At 60.8% G+C, this 20,046-nt stretch carries 15 protein-coding genes; 9 read left to right on the top strand and 6 right to left on the bottom strand.

Translation table 11 applies throughout. From position 1 onward, the window contains the following. Positions 1-3 precede the first annotated feature (3 nt). The 7 genes from ACOQOP_RS15315 to ACOQOP_RS15285 all read left to right on the top strand — a co-directional run bounded on the left by ACOQOP_RS15315 (position 4) and on the right by ACOQOP_RS15285 (position 10,387). Positions 4-1,677: a tetratricopeptide repeat protein gene (locus ACOQOP_RS15315; protein ID WP_420562677.1), complete on the top strand. Its 1,674-nt coding sequence runs from the start codon at positions 4-6 to the stop codon at positions 1,675-1,677. Between the two features lie 365 nt (positions 1,678-2,042). Next, a complete protein-coding gene (locus ACOQOP_RS15310; protein WP_420562676.1) occupies positions 2,043-3,767 on the top strand; it encodes a type I secretion system permease/ATPase in 1,725 nt (574 codons plus the stop codon). Between the two features lie 31 nt (positions 3,768-3,798). Next, a complete protein-coding gene (locus tag ACOQOP_RS15305; RefSeq protein WP_420562675.1) occupies positions 3,799-5,151 on the top strand; it encodes an HlyD family type I secretion periplasmic adaptor subunit in 1,353 nt (450 codons plus the stop codon). Positions 5,152-5,348: 197 nt separating this feature from the next. After that, positions 5,349-7,022 carry a hypothetical protein gene (locus ACOQOP_RS15300; RefSeq protein ID WP_420562674.1) on the top strand — a complete coding sequence of 558 codons (1,674 nt, stop codon included), beginning with the start codon at positions 5,349-5,351 and terminating at the stop codon, positions 7,020-7,022. 59 nt (positions 7,023-7,081) lie between these two features. Further along, entirely contained in the window at positions 7,082-8,125 is a 1,044-nt protein-coding gene (gmd, locus tag ACOQOP_RS15295; RefSeq protein ID WP_420562673.1) for a GDP-mannose 4,6-dehydratase, read from the top strand. A 10-nt stretch (positions 8,126-8,135) separates the two neighbouring features. Then, positions 8,136-9,401, top strand: coding sequence for a class I SAM-dependent methyltransferase (locus tag ACOQOP_RS15290; protein ID WP_420562672.1), 1,266 nt, complete (start codon positions 8,136-8,138; stop codon positions 9,399-9,401). A gap of 23 nt (positions 9,402-9,424) precedes the next feature. Further along, positions 9,425-10,387, top strand: a complete 963-nt coding sequence (locus ACOQOP_RS15285) for a GDP-mannose 4,6-dehydratase (RefSeq protein WP_420562671.1) — start codon at positions 9,425-9,427, stop codon at positions 10,385-10,387. A gap of 13 nt (positions 10,388-10,400) precedes the next feature. On the opposite strand, the gene ACOQOP_RS15280 is transcribed toward ACOQOP_RS15285, so the two are convergent. The 6 genes from ACOQOP_RS15280 to ACOQOP_RS15255 all read right to left on the bottom strand — a co-directional run bounded on the left by ACOQOP_RS15280 (position 10,401) and on the right by ACOQOP_RS15255 (position 18,489). Further along, on the bottom strand, positions 10,401-11,846 hold the full coding sequence (locus ACOQOP_RS15280) for a mannose-1-phosphate guanylyltransferase/mannose-6-phosphate isomerase (protein WP_420562670.1): 1,446 nt from the start codon (positions 11,844-11,846) through the stop codon (positions 10,401-10,403). Between the two features lie 22 nt (positions 11,847-11,868). Continuing rightward, complete coding sequence (locus ACOQOP_RS15275) at positions 11,869-12,828, bottom strand: KpsF/GutQ family sugar-phosphate isomerase (RefSeq protein WP_420562669.1); 960 nt, start codon at positions 12,826-12,828, stop codon at positions 11,869-11,871. A gap of 89 nt (positions 12,829-12,917) precedes the next feature. Continuing rightward, positions 12,918-14,678, bottom strand: coding sequence for a methyltransferase domain-containing protein (locus ACOQOP_RS15270; protein ID WP_420562668.1), 1,761 nt, complete (start codon positions 14,676-14,678; stop codon positions 12,918-12,920). A 48-nt stretch (positions 14,679-14,726) separates the two neighbouring features. Continuing rightward, positions 14,727-15,416 (bottom strand): hypothetical protein, encoded by a 690-nt coding sequence (locus ACOQOP_RS15265; RefSeq protein WP_420562667.1) that lies wholly within the window; start codon positions 15,414-15,416, stop codon positions 14,727-14,729. Between the two features lie 176 nt (positions 15,417-15,592). After that, a complete protein-coding gene (locus ACOQOP_RS15260) occupies positions 15,593-16,822 on the bottom strand; it encodes a glycosyltransferase (RefSeq protein WP_420562666.1) in 1,230 nt (409 codons plus the stop codon). Then, entirely contained in the window at positions 16,822-18,489 is a 1,668-nt protein-coding gene (locus ACOQOP_RS15255) for a hypothetical protein (RefSeq protein ID WP_420562665.1), read from the bottom strand. Before ACOQOP_RS15255 ends, ACOQOP_RS15260 begins: the two co-directional genes overlap by 1 nt. A gap of 318 nt (positions 18,490-18,807) precedes the next feature. On the opposite strand from ACOQOP_RS15255, the gene ACOQOP_RS15250 reads away from it, so the two are divergent. Both ACOQOP_RS15250 and ACOQOP_RS15245 read left to right on the top strand, forming a co-directional pair. Then, positions 18,808-19,575 carry a sporadic carbohydrate cluster 2OG-Fe(II) oxygenase gene (locus ACOQOP_RS15250; protein WP_420562664.1) on the top strand — a complete coding sequence of 256 codons (768 nt, stop codon included), beginning with the start codon at positions 18,808-18,810 and terminating at the stop codon, positions 19,573-19,575. 7 nt (positions 19,576-19,582) lie between these two features. Next, entirely contained in the window at positions 19,583-20,038 is a 456-nt protein-coding gene (locus tag ACOQOP_RS15245) for an LIC12192 family sporadic carbohydrate cluster protein (protein ID WP_420562663.1), read from the top strand. Positions 20,039-20,046: the final 8 nt, after the last annotated feature.

Genomic DNA, 20,046 nt, shown 5'->3' with positions numbered 1-20,046 from the left:
TCAATGGCGGCACCAACCGTACAATCCCTCCTCGACCGAGCCATTCATGCACACCGGCAGGGCGAGGACGACGCCGCGCTCTCATTATACGAGCAGGTTATCAAGGCGGACCCGATCAACCCCTCGGCCAACTCGAACCTTGCCATAATACTGCGCCGCCAGGGACAGATCCAACGCGCCTCCGTATGCCTGCAGCGCGCGATTCTGGTCTCGCCTCGGCTGGCAGCGGGCTACAACAATCTCGGCAACCTTCTTCGCGAGAATGGCTATCGCGACAAGGCGCCGGACCAGAACAAGCGGTGCATCATTCTATCGCCGCTATATGCCGAGGGGCTTAACAATCTCGGCCTGTCGATGCCGGACACGGATCCCAAGCCGCGGATCCAAGTCTACCATAAGTCTCTGATCCTCAAGCCGGATTACCCTGAAGGTTGGCTCAACCTCGCCAATGTCTGTGGGGCGAACCGGCAAACGATGACGGATCCGACCCCCGGTCGATACTACCGGCGCACACTACTGCTCAATCCGACCTACCCGACCGCCGTGAGCAGCTATGGCGTTCACCTGGCAAGCATTGGCCATCTTTCGGAAGCCACCCGTCTACAGGAAGAGGCGATCAAGCTCGATCCAAAGTATGAAGAGGCCTACTTCAATCTCGCTTTGTACTACCTGCTTGCTGGCCGATACCACGAAGGCTTTTCGTTATACGAGCACGGGATCGGCGGCCGATCTGCGGATGCCAAGAGAGGTCACCGGCGTCGGGTGGGCCAGCCGAGATGGAACGGTGAACCTCTCGCAGGCAAGACGATCCTGGTGACGGCTGAGCAGGGTGTCGGCGACGAAATCATGTTCTGCACCGTGCTGCCCGAACTCATCCGACGGGCCAAACACGTCTTTCTGGAGAGCACGCCGCGGCTGGCGCCGATCATGCGACGCTCATTCCCGCGGGCGACCATTTTTACCTACAATCCGGGAAACCCGTCGCCCCTTCTGGGGGACAGGCGTATCGACTTCTCCGTGCCGTTGGGGTCCTTGCCTCTCTATTTCCGTAAGGCGCTGGCGGATTTCGGGAAGCAGCGGCCCTATGCGGTGCCAAAGGCATCGATGGCCCGGCATTTTCGTCAGAAGTACAAGTCGATGTTTCCAGGAAAGTTGCTGGTTGGCTTCTCCTGGCGCGGTGGCAGCGGTCTTCTTCGCTCCCGGACACGATCGCTGGACCAGACGTCCTTCGAGACGCTGCTGAGCAACGATAGGGTTCAGGCGATTTCGCTGCAGTATGGCGTGAAGGAGGAAGAAAAGGCATGGTTCGAGAATGAATCACGCACAAACTTCTTCTACGACGACTCCGTTGAGCCGCTCGAAAGTATGGACCTCGCGATGGCGCAGATCGCGGCGATGGATATCGTGATATCCGTCACCAACGCCGCCGTTCATTGCGCCGGGGCGTTGGGTGTCCCCTGTTGGATCCTCGTGCCGCATATCAGTGACTGGCGATGGACCTGGGGCCGTACTGACGTTCCCTGGTATCCCGGCATGCGCTCCTATCGGCAGGCATCCGTCGGGGACTGGGAAACGCCGCTGACACAGATTCGCCGAGATTTGGCTGTATTTTTGTCAGAGGGAAAAGGCCTTAAATCCGAGCCGGCAACGGATATGGATTGGCGCGGAGAACTTTAGGTTCGCTGATGGCGGCCGGTGCCTGCTGCGATATGGCCGTGCAACCGATCAGGACGTGCGAGCCTTCGTGGTGGTATGTCCGAGAGATGGATTACCGGTTATAGTGGCGGGCTCGACGATGATCGGGCGCGTTCAGGAATGTACCGCGATCCGGGGTGCTCTGTTGCTCAAACCGGCCGTGATTGGCGCTTCTAAACGTCACGGGGATCCGGCAGTCACGAAGGTTGCCCATAGGGTGACGAGGGCGTAGATGAGGTCAGGTTGGCCGTTGGCTGCATGTCGTCAGCCAAGACTATCCGATAGTGCAGGGTTGAGGGTTAACTTCTCTGCATCGGCACGGAATGTTGTAGACAGGATATCCTTTCATGGCCGGTAAGAACGATATCTCGGGCGGCATTATCGCAGAGATCAAAGACGTCGTTTATTCGACCTGCGTTTCAGTCGGAGTCTTCAGCTTCTTTACGAATCTGCTCATCTTGGTCGTCCCTCTCTACATGTTGCAGATCTATGATCGGGTTCTGTCGACCCGAAGCGGCGACACGCTCGCGGCGATTACCATCATCGCCCTGATCATGGTCGTCATTCATGTCTGTTTGGAATATGCCCGAGACCGGTTTCTCGCGGCGACGAGCGTCGTCGCTGACGAGAAGCTTCGCGGCCGTGTCTTTGATGCGGTCGCAAACGAGTATCAACGGACTCGTGAACCTCAGGTCACCCGGGCGATTTCGGATCTGGATCAGGTTAGGCAGTTTCTGACCGGTCGGGCGCTGATCTCGCTCGTGGACGCGCCCTGGGCCATCGTCTTTGTTGCCGTGCTGTTCATGCTGCACGAAGCCCTGGGAATGTTCGCCGTCGGGGTGATCTTTCTGATGATCGGTGTGGGTCTCTATTCCGAGTTCCGGACCAAGAAGGCAATCCTCGACGAGATGCGAGAATCCAAGAAGGCCACCATCGTGGTCGAGCGGAGCATCCGGAACTTCGACGCCCTGATCTCCATGGGGATCATGGCGAATTTCAAGGAAATCTGGGCGAAGCGGCACGCTGAGGCCATTGCTCTCTCGGAGGACAACCTCACTACCCGTTCAAATATCTCGCTGACATCCCATGGAATCCGTCAACTCGCACAGATTATGATCCTCTGTATCGCGGCGTATCTCGCGATCACTGACCACATCAGCCCCGGTATGCTGATCGCAGCGAACATCCTGTTCATGCGCGCGGTTGGCCCCTTCGAAGGAGCGATCGGGGTCTGGCAGAATATTGTGCGCTTCCGTGATTCTTTCGATCGTCTGCGGAAGGTCTTCGATCGGTTGGACAGCCAAGTCGTCTCGCGCGATCTGCCGGCGCCGACTGGACGGATCGGTCTGGAAGACATCGTGGTGATCCCTCCTGGCTCAAAGAACGCAGTCCTCGCGCGTATCAACCTGTCAATCGAAGCGGGAGAGGCTGTCGCCGTTACCGGCCCGAGCGGAGCTGGTAAGTCGACGATGCTAAAGACAATTGTTGGAGCCTGGTTGCCCGACCGAGGCAAGGTCCGCTACGACGGATTTGACATAAACGACTGGGATCCGGCGAAGCGGGGGCTTTACGTCGGCTACCTGCCGCAAGATGTCGAACTGTTTGATGGTACGGTTGCGGATAATATTGCGCGCTTCCAGCCAGATGCGCCGATGGAGCAGATCATCGCGGCTGCCAAGAAGGCTGGCGTCCATGAACTCATCCTGTCCTTGCCATCCGGCTATGAAACGCCCCTAGGTGTGTATGGCGCGAGCCTGTCGGGCGGTCAAAGGCAACGAGTTGGCTTGGCGAGAGCTCTTTACGGAGATCCCAAGATCATCGTTCTCGATGAGCCCGACGCCAGTCTCGATACCAGTGGTCTTCTGACACTTAAGGACAAGCTGGCGGAGTTGAAACAGCACAGCGTGACCATCATCATAGCGACACACAACGTTCAGCTTTTGAACATCGTCGACCGTATTCTGGTCGTAAAGGCAGGTAGGATCGAGCGAGATGGCGACAGGGATTCGCTGATCAAGAGCCTCACGAAGCCCGTGCCGGTGCGCGCACCTAACAAGGCCGCCGAAGCCTGATTTGACTGCATCGACTGGAAAGTTTCGCCCTATGGCTATGGTTCAGACATTGCGTTCGACCTTCGGCTCAAAAGAGCATTCGGCCCGGAGAGATCCTCGCACCGTTCCGCTTTGGATGGGGTTCTTCCTCATTTTCGCGATCTTCGGCAGCTTCGTCGTTTGGGCAGCGCTGACATGGCTGGACCGGGGCGTCACCACGTCCGGCCGTGTGCAGATCGAGACCGAAAGGTTGACCATCAGTTCCTTGATCAGTGGCCGCGTGAAGGAAGTCTTCGTCAAGGAGAACGAGTTCGTTAAAGCGGGTGCTGTGCTCCTGACGCTCGAAACGGAAGAAGAGCAAGAACGGCTGAATTTCCTGCAGTATCAGCTTGTCTCCAATCAGCTGGAGCAGGCCAGACATCGCGCGATGATTGATGGCCGGGATGCGCTCGACGTGAGCCGGTGGTCGGCCGAACGTGCCGAATCGGCAGAGATTGGAACACTGATTGACGGCCAGGTTGCTCTGTTCAGATCGGACATGCAGTCGCTGAGGCAGCAGTTGGAGATTCTCGAGTCTCGGAAGCAGCAGACCCAGGAGGGGATTTCTGGGCTGAGGGCACGTAGAGAGGCCATCGGCACTCAGCTGTCATTGGTCTCCGAGGAGCTCGAAGGTATGCGCTATCTTTCAGAGCGCGGCTATGTGCCGAAAACCCGTGTGCTCGCGTTGGCGCGCGCGGAAGCAGGGCTTGTCGGCGAACGCGCGCAACTGCTCTCAGAGATCACTCTGCGGCAAGGCCAGATCGGCGAGATCGAAAAGTCGATTCTTCAGCTCAAGACCGATGCGGTTCGGACGGCCTCTATGAGGCTTGACCAGCTCAAGCAGCAGGAATCGCAGGTGAAGTACAATATCGCCGTCGCTAAACAGGACCAGGACAATAAAGTCATCGTCAGCCCCCATGACGGCATCGTGCTTGGGTTGTCGGTATTCCACTCCGACTACATCGTAAGCGCTGGACGACCTCTCATGTATATCGTGCCAGAAGATGAGAAGCTCATCATTGGGGCGAAGGTCGGGGCCGGTGATATTGAAGGTATCCACCGGGGGATGCCTGTGGAGGTCCGCGTCAAGACATCTTCGGGATTGAAAGCGGCCCGGCGTAGCCCGCTTCTGCTGGGCCATGTGGAAGAAGTCTCGCCAGATGTCCTTCAGGATCCACAGAGCGGACTGGACTACTATGAGGTAGAGGTGGCGATCGAGCCAGGTGAGTGGAAAAAGCTGGAAGATGTTCGGGTTATTCCGGGAATGGGTGCGGATCTGCTGTTTAAGTCCGGCCGTCGATCCGTCCTCGACTTCTTGGTATCACCCCTCTCGTTCATCTTCGAACGGGGTATGGCGGTTCCCTGACGCCGGAGATGGATTAGGACGGACGGGTTCAATCAAGGGCGGTGCGAGAAGGCGGTGGCGGCATGGCCGCGCCGCCACCTGACGCGGTGCGGGATGGGCCAATAATCTACTCCTAAAACCAGCATGGCTATGCTATGAGCGGTACCGGCAAGAGCGCAAATCGCTTACACTGCTTTTCCAAATTCGAGAGTTAAAATATGTCGAAGATTAATCTGGAGAGCGCGGAGTTTCGCGTAAACTCTCAAAATGGCGAAGACGGCACTCTCGAAGTTCTTGCTTCGTATTTGAAGGAGCCGGATAAGGCCTTTTTGGAGATTGGCTGTTCAGATGGACGCGAGAACAACTCCACCTATCTGCTTAAGAAGGGGTGGAGCGGTGTGGGCATTGATGCGGATGCCGACAAGATCGGCCAATTCGCCAAGATGGCCGACGAACTGGGCTGGGGGAAGCAGCTCCGATTGGTGGCCGGCGCTGTATCATACTTCACGGTCCCCAAGGTACTTGAGATTGTTGGCAATTCTGAGCCGGATATCTTCTCCTTGGATATCGACAGCATCGACTATTACGTGATGCACAAGTTTCTGGCGGAAGGTTTTCGGCCTAAAATCATTTGCGCTGAATTCAATCCTTTCCTTGGAGACGATCCCATTACGGTCGAATACAATGAAGCCTTCCGCCGGTACGAGTACGATCCCCAGCGCGGTCTGTATTTCGGTGTTTCTCTAAATGCCTATCGGCATCTGCTCGAGCCTTACGGATATAAATTCGTGGGCGCGAACAAGGATGGTTGTAACATCTTCTTTGTGCGCGAGGACGCATTTGATGCGGAGACGCTCGATAGGTTCGAGTACCTTGATTTTTCCTACACCACCGTCTTCGTAAACAAATACAAGATGGCGGGCGAGGCCTTGCGCGACGAGCTTTTGGCGCGGCCGAACCTGAAGTTCATCGACGTTCGGACGCTGGATGTTGAGGCGGCTGCGCAGGCCTACGCCAAGGCAAAGCCCCGTAAGGCCGCAGAACCGGAGAAGCCCCAGCCGAGTGTCGTTGTCGCGCAGGAGGCGAACGAATCTCTAGAGTCGCCTGTGTATCACGGGGTGACGACGTTCCATGCCGAAGGCTTCGAAAAACACGGCAGAGAATTCATCGAGTCGTTCGAGCGGCACTGGCCCGCGGGCACGAAACTATGGGTCATGGCGGAGAACTGCCAGCCTCCACAGACCGAGAAGGTGCAGGTGCGGGACCTCTTGACGTCCTGTCCTGCGCTCGTCGAGTTCAAGCAGCGCCACGCCGCAAACCCAGGAGCGCGAGGACGCTTCGGCCGAATCTACGACTATCAACTCGATTCAGTCCGGTGGAGCCACAAGGTCTACGCAGTCGAGGCCGCGGCGGAATTTTCCGACGCAGATATTCTGATTTACGTCGACGCCGATATCGTCTGCTTCCAGGACATGCCGCTGTCCTTCCTGAACAGCTTGATGCCGTCTTGGGCCGATATCGGCTACATGCCGCGAAAGAGAATGTATTCCGAGTGTAGTTTTGTTCTGTACCGCATTAAACGCCCTGAGGTGCAGAGGTTCATCAAGGAGCACTCGTCTTATTATACCAATGACAAGGTCTTCAGCCTGCCGCGCTGGACCGACTGTCACATCTTTGATCGGCTCGTTCAGGAGTACACCCGGGACCAGCGTCTGAAGTTCTATAACCTGAACGAGGGGATTCCCGATTCCATGCACCCGTTCATTAATGGGCCGCTGGGCGGGTATATGGATCACCTGAAGGGCGCCCGGAAGGACGGCGGTCAGTCATATGCGTCGGACCTGATCGTCAAACGGGACGAGGCCTACTGGGCGAATTCGCGCCAGCAGTGAGCGCCGACGAACGCTCAGATTGCCAGCCAAGCCAAACCGCCTGAGAGATATCCGGTAAGATGACGAAGAAGCGCGCACTGATAACGGGAATTACGGGCCAAGACGGGGCGCTGCTGGCGGAACTGCTCCTGTCCAAGGGATATGAGGTCCACGGCATCCGGCGTCGCACCTCTTCGTTCAACACGTGGCGGATCGACCATCTCTATCGGGACTGGCACGACCAAAACGCAAAGCTCTTCCTGCATTACGGCGACATGCTGGACTCGCTGTCACTGACGCACCTGCTGCGCAAGATCGAACCGGACGAGATCTATAATCTCGCGGCCCAGAGCCACGTCCACGTGAGTTTCCAGACGCCGGAATATACCGCCAATGTCGATGGCCTAGGAGCGCTGCGGCTATTGGAGGCTGTGCGCCTGCTCGGCATGGAAGATCGGACACGCATCTATCAGGCCTCGACCTCGGAACTGTACGGCCTGGTCCAGGAAACCCCACAGACTGAAAAGACGCCCTTCTATCCGCGAAGCCCTTATGGCGTTGCGAAGATGTTTGCGTTCTGGATTACCGTGAACTATCGCGAAGCCTATGGCTTCCACGCGTCCAACGGCATCCTGTTCAATCACGAATCCCCAATTCGCGGCGAGACGTTCGTTACCCGGAAGATCGTCAGAGCGGTGGCGGCGATCAGGAACGGTAAGCAGGACTGCCTGTATCTCGGCAATATCCACGCCAAGCGCGATTGGGGCCACGCCCGTGACTTCGTCGAAGGAATGTGGCGCATCCTGCAGCAGGACGAGCCGGATGACTATGTCCTGGCCACCGGTGAGACCCATTCGGTGAAGGAATTCGTCGATAAGTCCTTTGCGTATGCCGGAATGAAGATCGAGTGGAGCGGCAGCGGTCTGGACGAGGTCGGTGTCGATGCCGGGTCCGGCCGAGTGGTTGTTCGCATCGATCCTGAGTTTTTCCGTCCGTCGGAGGTGGACCTCCTTCTTGGCGACGCGACCAAGGCGAAAGAGAAGCTGGGCTGGGTCGCTTCCACCAGCTTCGAGGGGCTGGTCGAAGATATGATGGAAGCGGAACTGAAGACTAAGAAGTCGTAGAGGGTCAAATATGTCTTTGGAAAGCAAAACCCTGGAGAACTGCCGGCTTTGCCAAGGGCGCAACCTGCAGGTGCTGCTGGATCTCGGGGTGATGGCGTCTTGCGGAAACTTTCCAAAGCGTGAGGAAGAGGATCTGAACGGCCCGATGAATCTGGTGCGATGCACCGGATGCGGGCTGGTTCAGATGGGCTATTCCTATCACATGCCGGTGTTTTTCGGCGAAGGGTACGGCTACCGTTCCGGTCTCAACCGAACGATGGTCAACCACCTGCACTCGGTGGTGCGGTCGGTGCAGGAAGTGCGTCCGCTGGCCGAGGGCGAGTACGTGCTGGATATCGGTGCCAATGACGGGACGTCATTGAAAGCCTATCCCGCCGATGCCAATCGTGTCGGAATGGATCCGACCATCAGCACGTTCAAGGATTTCTACCCCGACGACATCATTCAGATCGCCGATTTCTTCTCGTCGAAGAACTGGGTGGAGCGTGTGGGCAACCACAAGGCCAGCATCGTCAGTTCCATCGCCATGTTTTACGACATTGAGCGGCCCGTTGATTTCGCCAAGGAGATTGCCTCCATTCTGGCGCCGGACGGCGTCTGGGTGTTCGAGCAGAGCTACCTCCCGCTCATGCTGGAACGCCGTTCCTTCGATACGATCTGTCACGAGCATCTCGAATACTACACCCTGTCGCAGATTGAGCGGATCTTGTCCGAGGCGGGGTTGCGGGTGGTCGCCGTCGATCTGAACGATATCAACGGGGGCAGTTTCCGGATCACCGCGACACATGCGACAAGCCCGATCGAGGAGACCGACCCCGAACAGCTCTCGGAACTCCGCAAGTCGGACGCGGCGTTCAATGAGAATTTCGACGCCATCTTTAGCGACTTCAGCGGCCGCTTGGACGAACTCAAGAAGGCACTCCTCGGGTGCTTCAAGGATCTGGCATCCCAGGGAAAGACCGTGCACGGCTATGGCGCCTCCACCAAGGGCAACACGCTGCTTCAGCTATACGGCATTGATGCGGCCCTCATGCCGATGATCGCGGATGTGAATGAGCGCAAATGGGGGCTGATGACGCCCGGCACCCATATTCCGATCGTCTCCGAAGAAGAGTCCAAGCGCCACCGCCCGGACTATTACATGGTGCTGCCCTGGCACTTCCGGGACGGCATCCTGGAGCGGGAGAAGGAATTCATCGCTCTTGGTGGAGGCTTCATCTTCCCGCTCCCTCAGGTGGAGATCGTTGATCAGTCCGGATCCCGCGTCGTCTCCTGACATCGGAAGGGCCTGTCGCTGACATGGCGAAGACGGTACTCATCGTTGGGGCCGCTGGGCAGGATGGCACTTTGCTATCCCGGTGGCACCGACGGTGTGGCGATCATGTCATAGGACTGTCCCGAAGCGGCATGATCGAGGGAAGGACTCGCCTCGCAGCCGGGGTCGACCTCTGTGATTCGGAAGCAGCTTCCGGAGTGATCGAGCGATTCCAGCCTCACACGATCTATTATCTGGCAGCCTATCATCACAGCAGTGAGGACCGGCCGACTGGCGAGCAGGCGGAAGACCTTCGCGTGCTCTTCCGGAGGTCGGCGGATACAAATCTGCTGGGATGGCTTAATTGGCTTGCTGCCGCTGACAGGGCTCGAACAAGGCCGCGTCTGTTTTATGCTTCGTCCTCGCTCGTCTTTGGAGCCCAGACCGATGTCGCGGATGAAGAGACGCCGATTGCCCCAATGAATCCTTATGCGATTACCAAAGCCGCCGCGATGCAGGCAGCGGACTTCTATCGCCGGAACAGGGATCTTCATGTCAGCATCGGCATTCTCTTCAATCACGAATCGATCCGCCGCTCCGCCAGTTTCGTGACGCGAAAGATCTCCATCGCCGCCGCGCGAGCGGCACTTGGAGTATCCGAGCCTTTGACTCTGCGAAACCCTTGGGCGACGGTGGACTGGACTGCCGCGGAGGACGCGGTGTCGGCGATGAGCCTAATCTGCGACCAGGATGTGCCAGGCACATATGTGATCGGTTCGGGGAGTACACGATCCGTCCTGGAGTTCACTGAGGAGGCTTTCGGCGCCCTAGACCTGCCGATGCCGGATGTCGAGCATCCGGCCGGCGTTCAGCCTTCTCAAGGAATTGCCGCACGAGCAGACAGACTAAAGGGGCTTGGATGGGTGCCCAGATATCCTTGGCCTGTATGGGTCCACAGAATGGCGCGCGCCGATCTGCGGCTGCGGCGGATGCGCTCTTCCGCCTGAAATCGTCAGATTGTCAGCTGGAAGCAACTCGTCCGTATCCATCCTCGAACCGCACGATGTCGTCCTCGCCGAGATAGCTGCCGGTTTGAACTTCGATCAGGTGGAGCGGCGCCTTGCCGGGATTTTCGAGCCGATGGACCATACCGGCGGGAATGTAGATCGACTCGTTCTCTTCCAACGTCATGGTTTCCGGTCCGCGCGTGACGAGCGCCGTGCCCTCGACAACCACCCAGTGCTCCGCGCGATGATGGTGCATCTGCAGCGACAGGCGCTGGCCTGGATTCACCGTGATCCGCTTCACCTGGAAGCGGTTACCGCGATCAATGGAGCGATAGTGCCCCCACGGTCGATGCACGGTGGTGTGGAGGCTGAACTCGTTTCGGTTTTCCTCCTGCAGGCGGGTGACAAGCTGCTTGATGTCCTGGGTCTTATTCCGGTCTGCAATGAGGATGGCATCGTCAGTTGCGACCACAACGATATCGTCGAGGCCGGAGATCGCGATTAGAGGATGGTCGGTATGGGCATAGACGTTGCGTGAATGCTGAAGGATCGCATTGCCCCGGGTAACGTTGCCGTCTTCATCCTTTGCGCTGATTTCCCAAAGGGCCGACCAAGCACCGATGTCATTCCAGCCCATGTCCACCGGTACCACCACGGCACGGTCAGTCTTTTCCATCACTGCATAGTCAATGGAGACCGACTGCAGCTTCCCGAAAGGCTCCACCGCAAGGCGGCAGAATCCCAAATCCCAAGAAGCACCTTCAAGCGAGGCCTTGCATCCCTCAACAATCTCCGGATTGGTGCGCTCCAGTTCCGCGAGATAAGTCGCGGCGGAAAACAGGAAGATGCCGCTGTTCCAGACATAGGTGCCGGCATCAAGGAATGACTGCGCGGTGGGCAGGTCCGGCTTCTCCACGAAGCGGTCGACGACGCGGATGTCACTGTGGCCATCAAGGGCGACACCGGTGGCGATATATCCGTAGCCGGTCTCGGGGCGGGACGGTTGGATGCCGAAGCTGACCAAGTTGCCCTGTGATGCTGCTTCGGTGGCGGCGGTGACTGCCGCAATGAAACGATCAGGCTGCGTGATCACATGATCAGACGGGCAAACGAGCATGAGGGCGTTGGGGTCCGCCGCCAGCAGAATTAGCGCGGCGACGCAGACGGCAGGAGCCGTGTTCCGCCCGATCGGTTCAAGAACAATCTCCGCCGGTGCGACACCCTGGGAGCGCAGTTGCTCCGCCACGATGAATCGATGCTCTTCGTTGCAGATCATCAGAGGGGCGGAGAAATGTTCGCCGGACAGACGGAGAACGCTTTCCTGCAGCATTGTTTTCTCTCCCGCCAGGGAGAGGAACTGCTTTGGATATAGGGCGCGCGACAGCGGCCACAGGCGGCTGCCGGATCCGCCGGAGAGGATGACGGGCGTGACCTTGCGTTCAGAGGTGCTGGACACCATCGGTTTACCTCCCGCCCAGTTCCTACCGCCCCAGCCGGACCAGGTCGTGCATATCGATGATGCCGAGCGGAAGCCCTGCCTCGCTGACAATGAACACCACCGTGATCCGGCGGTCGTTCATGATTTCCATCAGCTCCCGGCACTTCATCGCCGGCCCCACCGTGAAGGGATCGGCCGTCATCACCTGAGAGATGTCCTGGTCGAACAGGTCGTCGTTCAGGTGGCGCCGCAGATCGCCATCGGACACGATGCCCGCGAGGCGCCCCGTTTCGTCCACGACCCCGATACAGCCAAACCGGCGTCCCATCATGGCCGAGATCGCGTCCTTGATGGAGACGTCGTTGCGCACGATCGGCATGGCGTCGCCGGTATGCATGACCTCCTGCGCCGTGGCGAGAAGGCGGCCGAGGCTGCCGCCCGGGTGAAGCACCGCGAAATCGTCCGGCGTGAAGCCGCGGATCTCCATCACCGTCACCGCCAGCGCGTCGCCGACCGCCAGCATCTGGGTGGTGGAGGTCGTCGGCGCCAAATGGAGCGGGCAGGCCTCGTCGGTCGGCGGAACGAGAAGGGCGACGGTGGAGTTGCGGGCCAGGGCGCTATCCGCCTTGCGGGTCAGGCCGATGATCGGGATCTTCTTGGCCTGGGCGAACTGGATGACGTCGAACAGCTCCTTCGTTTCGCCGGAATTCGACAGCATGATGATCACGTCGTCGTCGCCGATCATGCCCATGTCGCCATGGCTGGCTTCGGAGGCATGGACGAACAGGGCGGGCGTGCCGGTCGAGGCGAAGGTGGCGGTCATCTTCTCGCCGATGATCCCGCTCTTGCCGACGCCGGTGACCACGACCTTGCCGCTGGTGTTCAGGATCAGGGAGACCGCTTCGGAGACGACCTGCCGGTCGAGCTCCAGAATCGAGTTCAGTCCCAGGGCCTCGAGACGGATGGTCTCGTAGAACCGGTCCAGATTGTTCCCTGCGTTCATCGTATCCTCGTGCATGAAGGGCCGTCAGGTTCTAGTGGGAAACGTCCGGCGCCGCCACGAAATATGCGGTCCGTCGCGCCGGCCCCGCGTCAGCGCGCCGCCTGGCCGTCGCCGGGCTGAGAGAAGTGCGTCTGCAGCCGCTCGCCGAGATCGCCGTCGAGCATGTCGTAGCGGGCATAGAGGTCCCGGTACAGGTCGAGCGTGGCGCCGATCGACGGGTAGAGGGCGTGGTCGCGGCGGATCTGCTCATAGGCCTGGAGCCGGATCCGGTCGAGATCGGGGTGGCCCTCGACCTCCCGCAGCACGCCGGCCAGGCTCTCGGGACTGTCGAACAGGAACCCGGTCGACCCGTGCGCCACCGATCTGCCGTAGACGTTGCGGCTGGCGAGGGCCAGCGTGCCGACCGAGGCGGCCTCCAGAAACTTCAGGTTGGACTTGTGGGCGTTCACCGGAGAGTCGGCGCAGGGCAGCAGCGCCACATCCGCCCGGCGCATCACGTTCAGGTACCGGTCATAGGGCAGGATATCGAAGAACTCTTTGTTCTCCGTGTCCAGCGCGCGCCAGATCGCCTCGTCGCCGACGACCAGGAAGCGCCAGTTCCGCTGCGACTGCTCGGCGAAGGCGTTGACCGTGGCCGCGAAGGCCTCGAAGTCGAGCCCTCGGTTGAAGCCGCCGATGAACAGCGTGTCGGGCTCGGTCCGGGCCCGGCTCTCCGCATAGGGCAGGAACTGGGTCAGGCGGTTGGGGACCAGGAAGACGTTGGGATTCCATTGCCGGATCTTCACCGCCAGGGACTCGGTGCTGACCTGGACGGCATGGGCGCCGCGGAAGGAGAGGTAGTTGTTCGCAGCGATCTCCGGCCAGAGATCCGGGTCGTCGTCGAAATCGGTGATGATCAGCTTCTTGTGGCGGCGAAGCACGGGGATCTGGCGGAGGTCGCTGGCTTTCCTCAGGATTGGGCGCTGCCAGACAAAGACGTTCGGGCCGTCCGGATTGGCCGCGACCGTGGCGGTCTCGCCGTACACGGATCCCGAAACACCCGGCACCGAGTTGAACGCCCGGGCCGGGGCGGTCACCCGGGTGAAATTGAACCCGCCGCGGTCGGCAAGCTTCTTGAAGTCGATCCGCATCGGCGGTGTCGCGGTCTTGCGCTGGGCCTGAACGACGTATTGGAAGGTCGTCAGGTCATCATACAGCGACTCCTCTGACGCCTTGCTCTGCCCGCCAATCAGCTTGCAGAGGTCCTTCAGCGGGGCGGGCGGTTGGGTGCCGATCCGGCGCCTCTTGACCTTTGTGAATTGGAGCCCCGCCCCTTCCACGAACCGGCGCAGCGACCGGCCGGTGAAGAACCGCAGATGGGTGCGGTCGTGAAGACCCGAGTCCTGATACTCGAAATGGCCGGCCACCAGGTTGACCGACAGCATCCAGTGCTGGGCGTTCGGCACGCAGATGCAGACGACGCCGTCGTCCTTCAGCAGCCGCAGATGGTCCTTGAGGGCGGCCCACGGATCGATCAGGTGTTCCAGCACGTCGCCATAGACCAGGGCGTCGGCGAGGCCGTGCTGCTCCAGGGCCGCCGTCGTCAGCGCCGGATCCTCGGCACTGCCCTCATGCACGGCGTCGAGCACCTCGCGCGCCTTCGCCGTCGCGTCGGCGAACAGCTCGATGCCGATATACTCGACCTGGGGATTCCAGGTCTTGTAGGCCCAGCCGAGACGCCCCTCGCCGCATCCGAACTCGTAGACCCGCTTCGCGGTAGCCGGCACGATCTGCAGCAGGTCCTCGTTCACATTGCTGTAGTACGAGCCCTTGGCCGCCATGGCCGCGCCGTCACCTGAAGGCTGTGTCATTCGGTTGCGCCATTACACAAAGGGGATAGAGAGGCGTCTCGGAACGAGTCAGGAGGCCTTGCGCTGCGAGGCTTTCAGCATGGCGTCCCGTTCCTTGAACCAGACATCGGCATAGTCCGTGTCGACATAGTCGTCGAAATACGGTCCACCCTCGGTGTAGTGCAGGTTCTGGATCTGCTCCACCGGGAGCAGCGGGTCGTAGCCGACCAGATGGTTCCAGCCGCCCGGCAGCGAGCCGATCTGGTCGTCGGACTCCAGCCACTTGAACTGGTGCAGCTCAAGCCCGGTTGCGGTGTTGACGTAATCCGGGGTCAGCGCCTTGCACTTGGCGTTGTTGAACAGGATCACGCTGCTCCAGTTCTTCTTCTCGTACTTGGTCTGGGCGGCGCCGAGGAACTTCACATCCTCCTGCGGGCGGTGATCGTGCTTGATCACCTGCACCGCATAGCGGTCGTCCGCCAGGTCGAACAGCTTGGTGACGTCATCGAGCACCAGCATGTCGCAGTCCATGAACACGCTCCAGCCCTCGTAGTTGCTCATGTAGGGCACGAGGAAGCGGGAGAACGAGAACTCGGTGGACTGCAGCGGATTGCGCTCGCGTTTGAACACGTCCTGGAGCTGGGAGAGCATGATCGGAATGACCGCGACGGGCTTGGACGCGCGCGCCTGAATGCTGTGGTTCAGCACGTGGAACGCAACGGTTTCATTTGGGTCAAAACCGACGAATACGCGGTTCATCGACTGCTCCATTTTCTGATGTAAGTCGATACTCACTGCGACACCCGCCCGATCGACGGGAGCGATCGCCGCGGAATGTAGACCAGGAGGCCGGGACGGGCAACAGAGGCGGCCCGCCGGTCGGGGCCTCGAAAAATGCCGAATTCCCCTGCGAAATTCGTCGGTTGCGGAGGCCTTCAGGGATTGAGGTCGATGCCGCAGCGCTGTCGGACTTCGTCGACGATTCCAGGCAGATAGACCGTATTGAAACTGTAGTTCTGCTCGATCGTCGCCCGGGCGAGCCGGCCGATCTGCGCGCGCTTCTCCTCCGCCATGTCGAGCCCCCGCATCACCGTGTCGCAGACCGACTGGGCGGTGTAGTCGCAGAGCAGGCCGTTCTTGCCGTCGGCGATCACCTCGCGGACCGGATGGGTGGCGGAGCCGACGACCAGGGTCTCCAGCGCCATCGCCTCCATCGTCGACCAGGACAGCACGAAGGGCACCGTCAGATACGCATGGACCCGGGCGATGCCCAGCAGGTCGAGGAAGAGCGGATAGGGGACCTTGCCAAGGAAGGCCGCGTTGTGCAGCGGCGGGCCCTCCTGGTGAAGGAAGAGGTCGCGCCAGGACATACCGCCGGGCGGTCGCTTGCCGTAGCTCACGTCCTCGCCACCGATCAGCACCACCCGGACATCCGGCGCGGCCTTGGCGAGCAGCCGCATGGCCTCGAAGAACACGTCGAAGCCGCGATAGGGCTCCAGGTTCCGCGACACGTAGGTGACCACCCGGTCGCCCTTGTTCACCGTCCAGCCGTTCGGCAGCGTCACGGAGGTCCGCCGGTTGGCACGGATCTCGTCGACGCTGATCCCCTCGTGCAGCACCAGGATCTGCGGCCAGAGGATCTTCGGGTGCACGAACTTCTGCCAGAGGGTCGGCGTCATGATGATGTCGGCCGCCATCATCGACTGAGTCAGATGGAGGTTGCGGGCGACCAGCTTGCAGGCGGTGTCGACCGGAACGTCACCCTTATGGGTGAACGCCGTGTCGGAGAAGCGGGACTCGTAATAGAACTCGGAGAAGACGACCAGCTTCGCCTTGGGGAAGATCTCCTTCACGAACAGCGCCTCGCCCCATCCGGAATGGGCGAAGACGATGTCCGGATAGACGTTGTTCTCCTTCAGCGCGATCAGCCTGCGGGCCACCGCCTGGCCATAGAGCAGGTGGGAATCCAGTCCGGAGATGTACTGATGCGACCCGCCGGTCGGCTCGCGGGCGAGGTCGTAGACGACCCGGTGCACGTTCGGCAGCGAGACCGTCTTCTTCTTTGTGATGAAGTAGACTTGGTTCTTTTCGTTCTTGGCGAGCGCCTGGCAAATATTCTTGAACTGCCCGGGCATGTTCTGATGGATGAAGACAATGACGGGCATTACAGGGAGTCCGCTTCTTTGCGAATTTCGTCGCGCACGAGGTGGAAGAAGTCGCGCCACGGCTGGGTCCGGGGCTTCTGCACGATCCGAAGCGAGGGATACCAGTCGCTGCGGGGACCGGTCATCCAGCGCCAGTCGCGGACATGGCCGGTGATGACCAGCCCGCGCTTGCCCAGCGCCCCCGCCAGGTTGGCGGTCGAGGTGCAGGAGGAGATGATCAGGTCCATCTGGCTCATGAGCCAGGCGGTGTCGTCGAAATCCTTCAGCTCCCCGCTCAGATCGTGCGTGCCCGGGTAGCGTGCCTCGATCTGACCCTCGTCCACGCCCTTCTGCAGGGCGAAATAGCTCAGCCCTTGATCCTCGAAGAGCGGGGCTATGTCGTCGATCCGCGCCGAGCGGTGCTTGTCGTGCACGAAGTCCGGATTGCCGGCCCAGACCAGCCCGATCTTCGGGCGGCCGGTGTCGGGCAGGTGCCGCCGGCCGTCGCTGGGCGCGATCAGATAGGGGAAGTCCACGGCGCTGACATCGAAGGCGCCGACCACGCGGGCGATGTCGAACAGCGGGAAGTAGTAGTCGTAGCCCTCGGGCAGGGTCAGCGTGTAGGGCACGAAGCGGAGTGACGGGAAGCTGCGCTGGAACAGCGGCAGCAGGTCCGGAAAGCACTCCACCGTCAGGTCCACATGGTCCGGCACCGCCTGAGTCAGGTGTTTCAGGAACCGGGCGAACAGGATGTTGTCGCCGCGCCCCTGCTCGCAATAGACGAACAATCGGCCGGTCACGGCCGCTAGGTCGGTGACGTTGGTGATGGACGGGTAGCGGATCCGGGTCGGGAACTCCTTGAAATACCAGCGGTCCTTGTACTTCTCGAAGCCCCGGGCGAAGTCGCCTTCCGCCATCAGCGACTGGGAGTAGTTCCAGGTGATCGAGTAGTTCTGCGGATCGAGGCATTCGGCGTGGCGGAAGAGCTTCGAGGCGCCCGCGGTATCGCCGCGCTCGCGCTCCAGGTTGCCGTAATTGTAGTAGACCCCCGAATCCTGGGGCTGCATCAACATCGCGCGCTTGGAGAAGGCCGCACTCTCCTCGTAGCGGCCGAGATGGCGCAGGGAGGAGGCGAGGTTCATGCAGGTCCGCTGGGTCACCTGCTTGCGCAGGGCGTTCATGTACATCCGGACGGCCGGCTCGTGCTCCCCCTTGAGGGCGTAGTAGTAGCCGAGCTTGAACTGCAGGAATTCCTCGTAGAGCGCGGCATTCTCGGCCGCCTCGATGGTCCGGATCGCCGCGTCCAGGTTGTTCTGCTGGAAATGGAGCTCGGCGAGCTGGCGGATCGCCAGGGTGTCGTGGGGGCTGAGGCTCACGCAGCGCTGCCGCAGGACGAGCAGCCGGTCGGCCGGCAGCTCGGCGGCGAACACGTCGGCGTAGAGCCGGAGGACCGTAGGTGAATTCGGATAGCCGGCAACGAGCCGGTCGGCCAGGGGCTTCAGGAGCTTGGCCGACCGCGACGCACGCGCCCGCTCCACGACGGCATTGAGCAGGGCGACGACGGAGATCTTGTCGGAGGTGCGCTCGCTGATCGCCGGCCGGGCGTTGGCGCCGGAGACGATGCGGTTGAGAACCTCGGCGGCGACAGTGTTCAGGTCGTCGGCGGCTGGTGCAGGACTGTCGCCCACTTGGTATCCTCTTGGCGCCCATGGCGGGGAATGCCGAGACGCTACCCCCACGACTCAGCCGACACGCCCGGCGAGGCTAAGGGAAAGAGAACCCTGGCCGTTTGCCGGAAAATGAGGATCTGATACATACCTATTCTGGTGTTGGCGTCAATGCCAGCCGACCCGGAAGAAGGGATGCCGGCGGGCGCCGCGCCCTCCGCGGCGCGGGTCCCTTGCGAGGCTTTCCCGGCATCGGATGCCGGCAGATGACGAGGTGAGCCATTGGTCCTGATTGAGAGCTTCGACGATCCGCGGGAGGCTGAGCTCGCGGAAGCGTTCATGACCGACGGCTATGTGATCATCGACGTCGACGACCGCCCCCGTCTCGATGCCTACCGCCACGAGATCGTCAAGCTTGTCTGCCGCCATCTGGGATGCGAGCTGCCTGCGGACGAGACGGCCTTCCTCAACGGAATCCATGAGCGGGTCGCGGTCGGCGAGGTCAACGCGCTGCGCCTGTTCGTCTTCGAGCAGCTCAACCGGGCCGCCTGGGCGCGGCCGAGCTATCTGTCCTTGGCCCGCTCGGCCGTCGACCGCATCGTCGGCAACGAACTCGCCATGCAGAACAAGGTGAACCTGTCGATCCAGATGCCGAACGACGTCACCTCGGTGCTGCCGGTGCATGCCGATCCCTGGTCGGCCGAGACGCCCTACGAGGTGGTCGAATGGCTGCCGCTGGTCGATGTCTACGACACCAAGGCGATGTTCATCCTGCCGCCGGAGCACAACCGCACGGTCCGCGAGTCGATGAGCAACCTGCCGGACGGCGGCCGATCCCTCGACCTGTTCAAGATGTACGAGGACAAGTTCCGCTGGGTGTCGGTGTCCTACGGCCAGGTCCTGGTGTTCTCGCCGCTGCTGCTGCACGGCAACGTGATGAACGAGGTGCCGGAGACCCGGTGGTCGCTCAACACCCGCCTGACCGGCCTGTTCACCCCCTATACCAGCGACGAGAAGTGCCTCGGCCGGTTCTACTCGCCGGCGACGGTGAAGATCATGAGCCGGATCGGCATGAACTTCCGGGCGCCCACGGGCTTCGATGGCTGATCCGGCGATGGCGAGACCCAAGACCGGCGTGCTGCAGGGCTATGTGACCCATCAGAGCTTCAAGGGACTGCGCATCCCGGCGAACGTGCAGAACCTGGTGATGCGCGAGTATGCCCGCAATCAGGAGAAGACCTTCCGCCTGTCCCGCGGCGAGTACTATTTCGACGGCTGTTTCGTTCAGCTCTACGCCATGCTGCGCGACCTGGACCAGATGGACGGCATCATCCTGTGCAGCCTGTTCATCCTGCCGCCGAGCGCCCAGAAGCGCCGGGAGATCTTCGACACGCTGCTGGCGGCCGGCGGCGAGCTGCACTGCGTCTTCGAGACCCTGGTGGTGCGCGACGAGGCGGGGATCTCCCAGCTCGAGGACCTGTACCGGCTGAACGATGCGCTCGACCGGGCACCCCAGGAGATCGACCGGGCGATCCTTCCGCCGATCAATGGTATCGACTCGTTTACTTGAGGCTGACT

The sequence above is a fragment of the Thalassobaculum sp. genome (assembly GCF_965223715.1).
Classification (GTDB): domain Bacteria; phylum Pseudomonadota; class Alphaproteobacteria; order Thalassobaculales; family Thalassobaculaceae; genus Thalassobaculum.
This window is presented reverse-complemented; position numbering and strand designations above follow the sequence as displayed.

What these genes read in the sequence shown, in the direction of transcription:
- ACOQOP_RS15315 (WP_420562677.1), top strand. Translation starts at nt 4, where the DNA reads ATGGCGGCACCAACCGTACAATCCCTCCTCGACCGAGCCATTCATGCA.
- ACOQOP_RS15310 (WP_420562676.1), top strand. Translation starts at nt 2,043, where the DNA reads ATGGCCGGTAAGAACGATATCTCGGGCGGCATTATCGCAGAGATCAAA.
- ACOQOP_RS15305 (WP_420562675.1), top strand. Translation starts at nt 3,799, where the DNA reads ATGGCTATGGTTCAGACATTGCGTTCGACCTTCGGCTCAAAAGAGCAT.
- ACOQOP_RS15300 (WP_420562674.1), top strand. Translation starts at nt 5,349, where the DNA reads ATGTCGAAGATTAATCTGGAGAGCGCGGAGTTTCGCGTAAACTCTCAA.
- gmd (WP_420562673.1), top strand. Translation starts at nt 7,082, where the DNA reads ATGACGAAGAAGCGCGCACTGATAACGGGAATTACGGGCCAAGACGGG.
- ACOQOP_RS15290 (WP_420562672.1), top strand. Translation starts at nt 8,136, where the DNA reads ATGTCTTTGGAAAGCAAAACCCTGGAGAACTGCCGGCTTTGCCAAGGG.
- ACOQOP_RS15285 (WP_420562671.1), top strand. Translation starts at nt 9,425, where the DNA reads ATGGCGAAGACGGTACTCATCGTTGGGGCCGCTGGGCAGGATGGCACT.
- ACOQOP_RS15280 (WP_420562670.1), bottom strand. Translation starts at nt 11,846, where the DNA reads ATGGTGTCCAGCACCTCTGAACGCAAGGTCACGCCCGTCATCCTCTCC.
- ACOQOP_RS15275 (WP_420562669.1), bottom strand. Translation starts at nt 12,828, where the DNA reads ATGAACGCAGGGAACAATCTGGACCGGTTCTACGAGACCATCCGTCTC.
- ACOQOP_RS15270 (WP_420562668.1), bottom strand. Translation starts at nt 14,678, where the DNA reads ATGACACAGCCTTCAGGTGACGGCGCGGCCATGGCGGCCAAGGGCTCG.
- ACOQOP_RS15265 (WP_420562667.1), bottom strand. Translation starts at nt 15,416, where the DNA reads ATGAACCGCGTATTCGTCGGTTTTGACCCAAATGAAACCGTTGCGTTC.
- ACOQOP_RS15260 (WP_420562666.1), bottom strand. Translation starts at nt 16,822, where the DNA reads ATGCCCGTCATTGTCTTCATCCATCAGAACATGCCCGGGCAGTTCAAG.
- ACOQOP_RS15250 (WP_420562664.1), top strand. Translation starts at nt 18,808, where the DNA reads ATGACCGACGGCTATGTGATCATCGACGTCGACGACCGCCCCCGTCTC.
- ACOQOP_RS15245 (WP_420562663.1), top strand. Translation starts at nt 19,583, where the DNA reads ATGGCGAGACCCAAGACCGGCGTGCTGCAGGGCTATGTGACCCATCAG.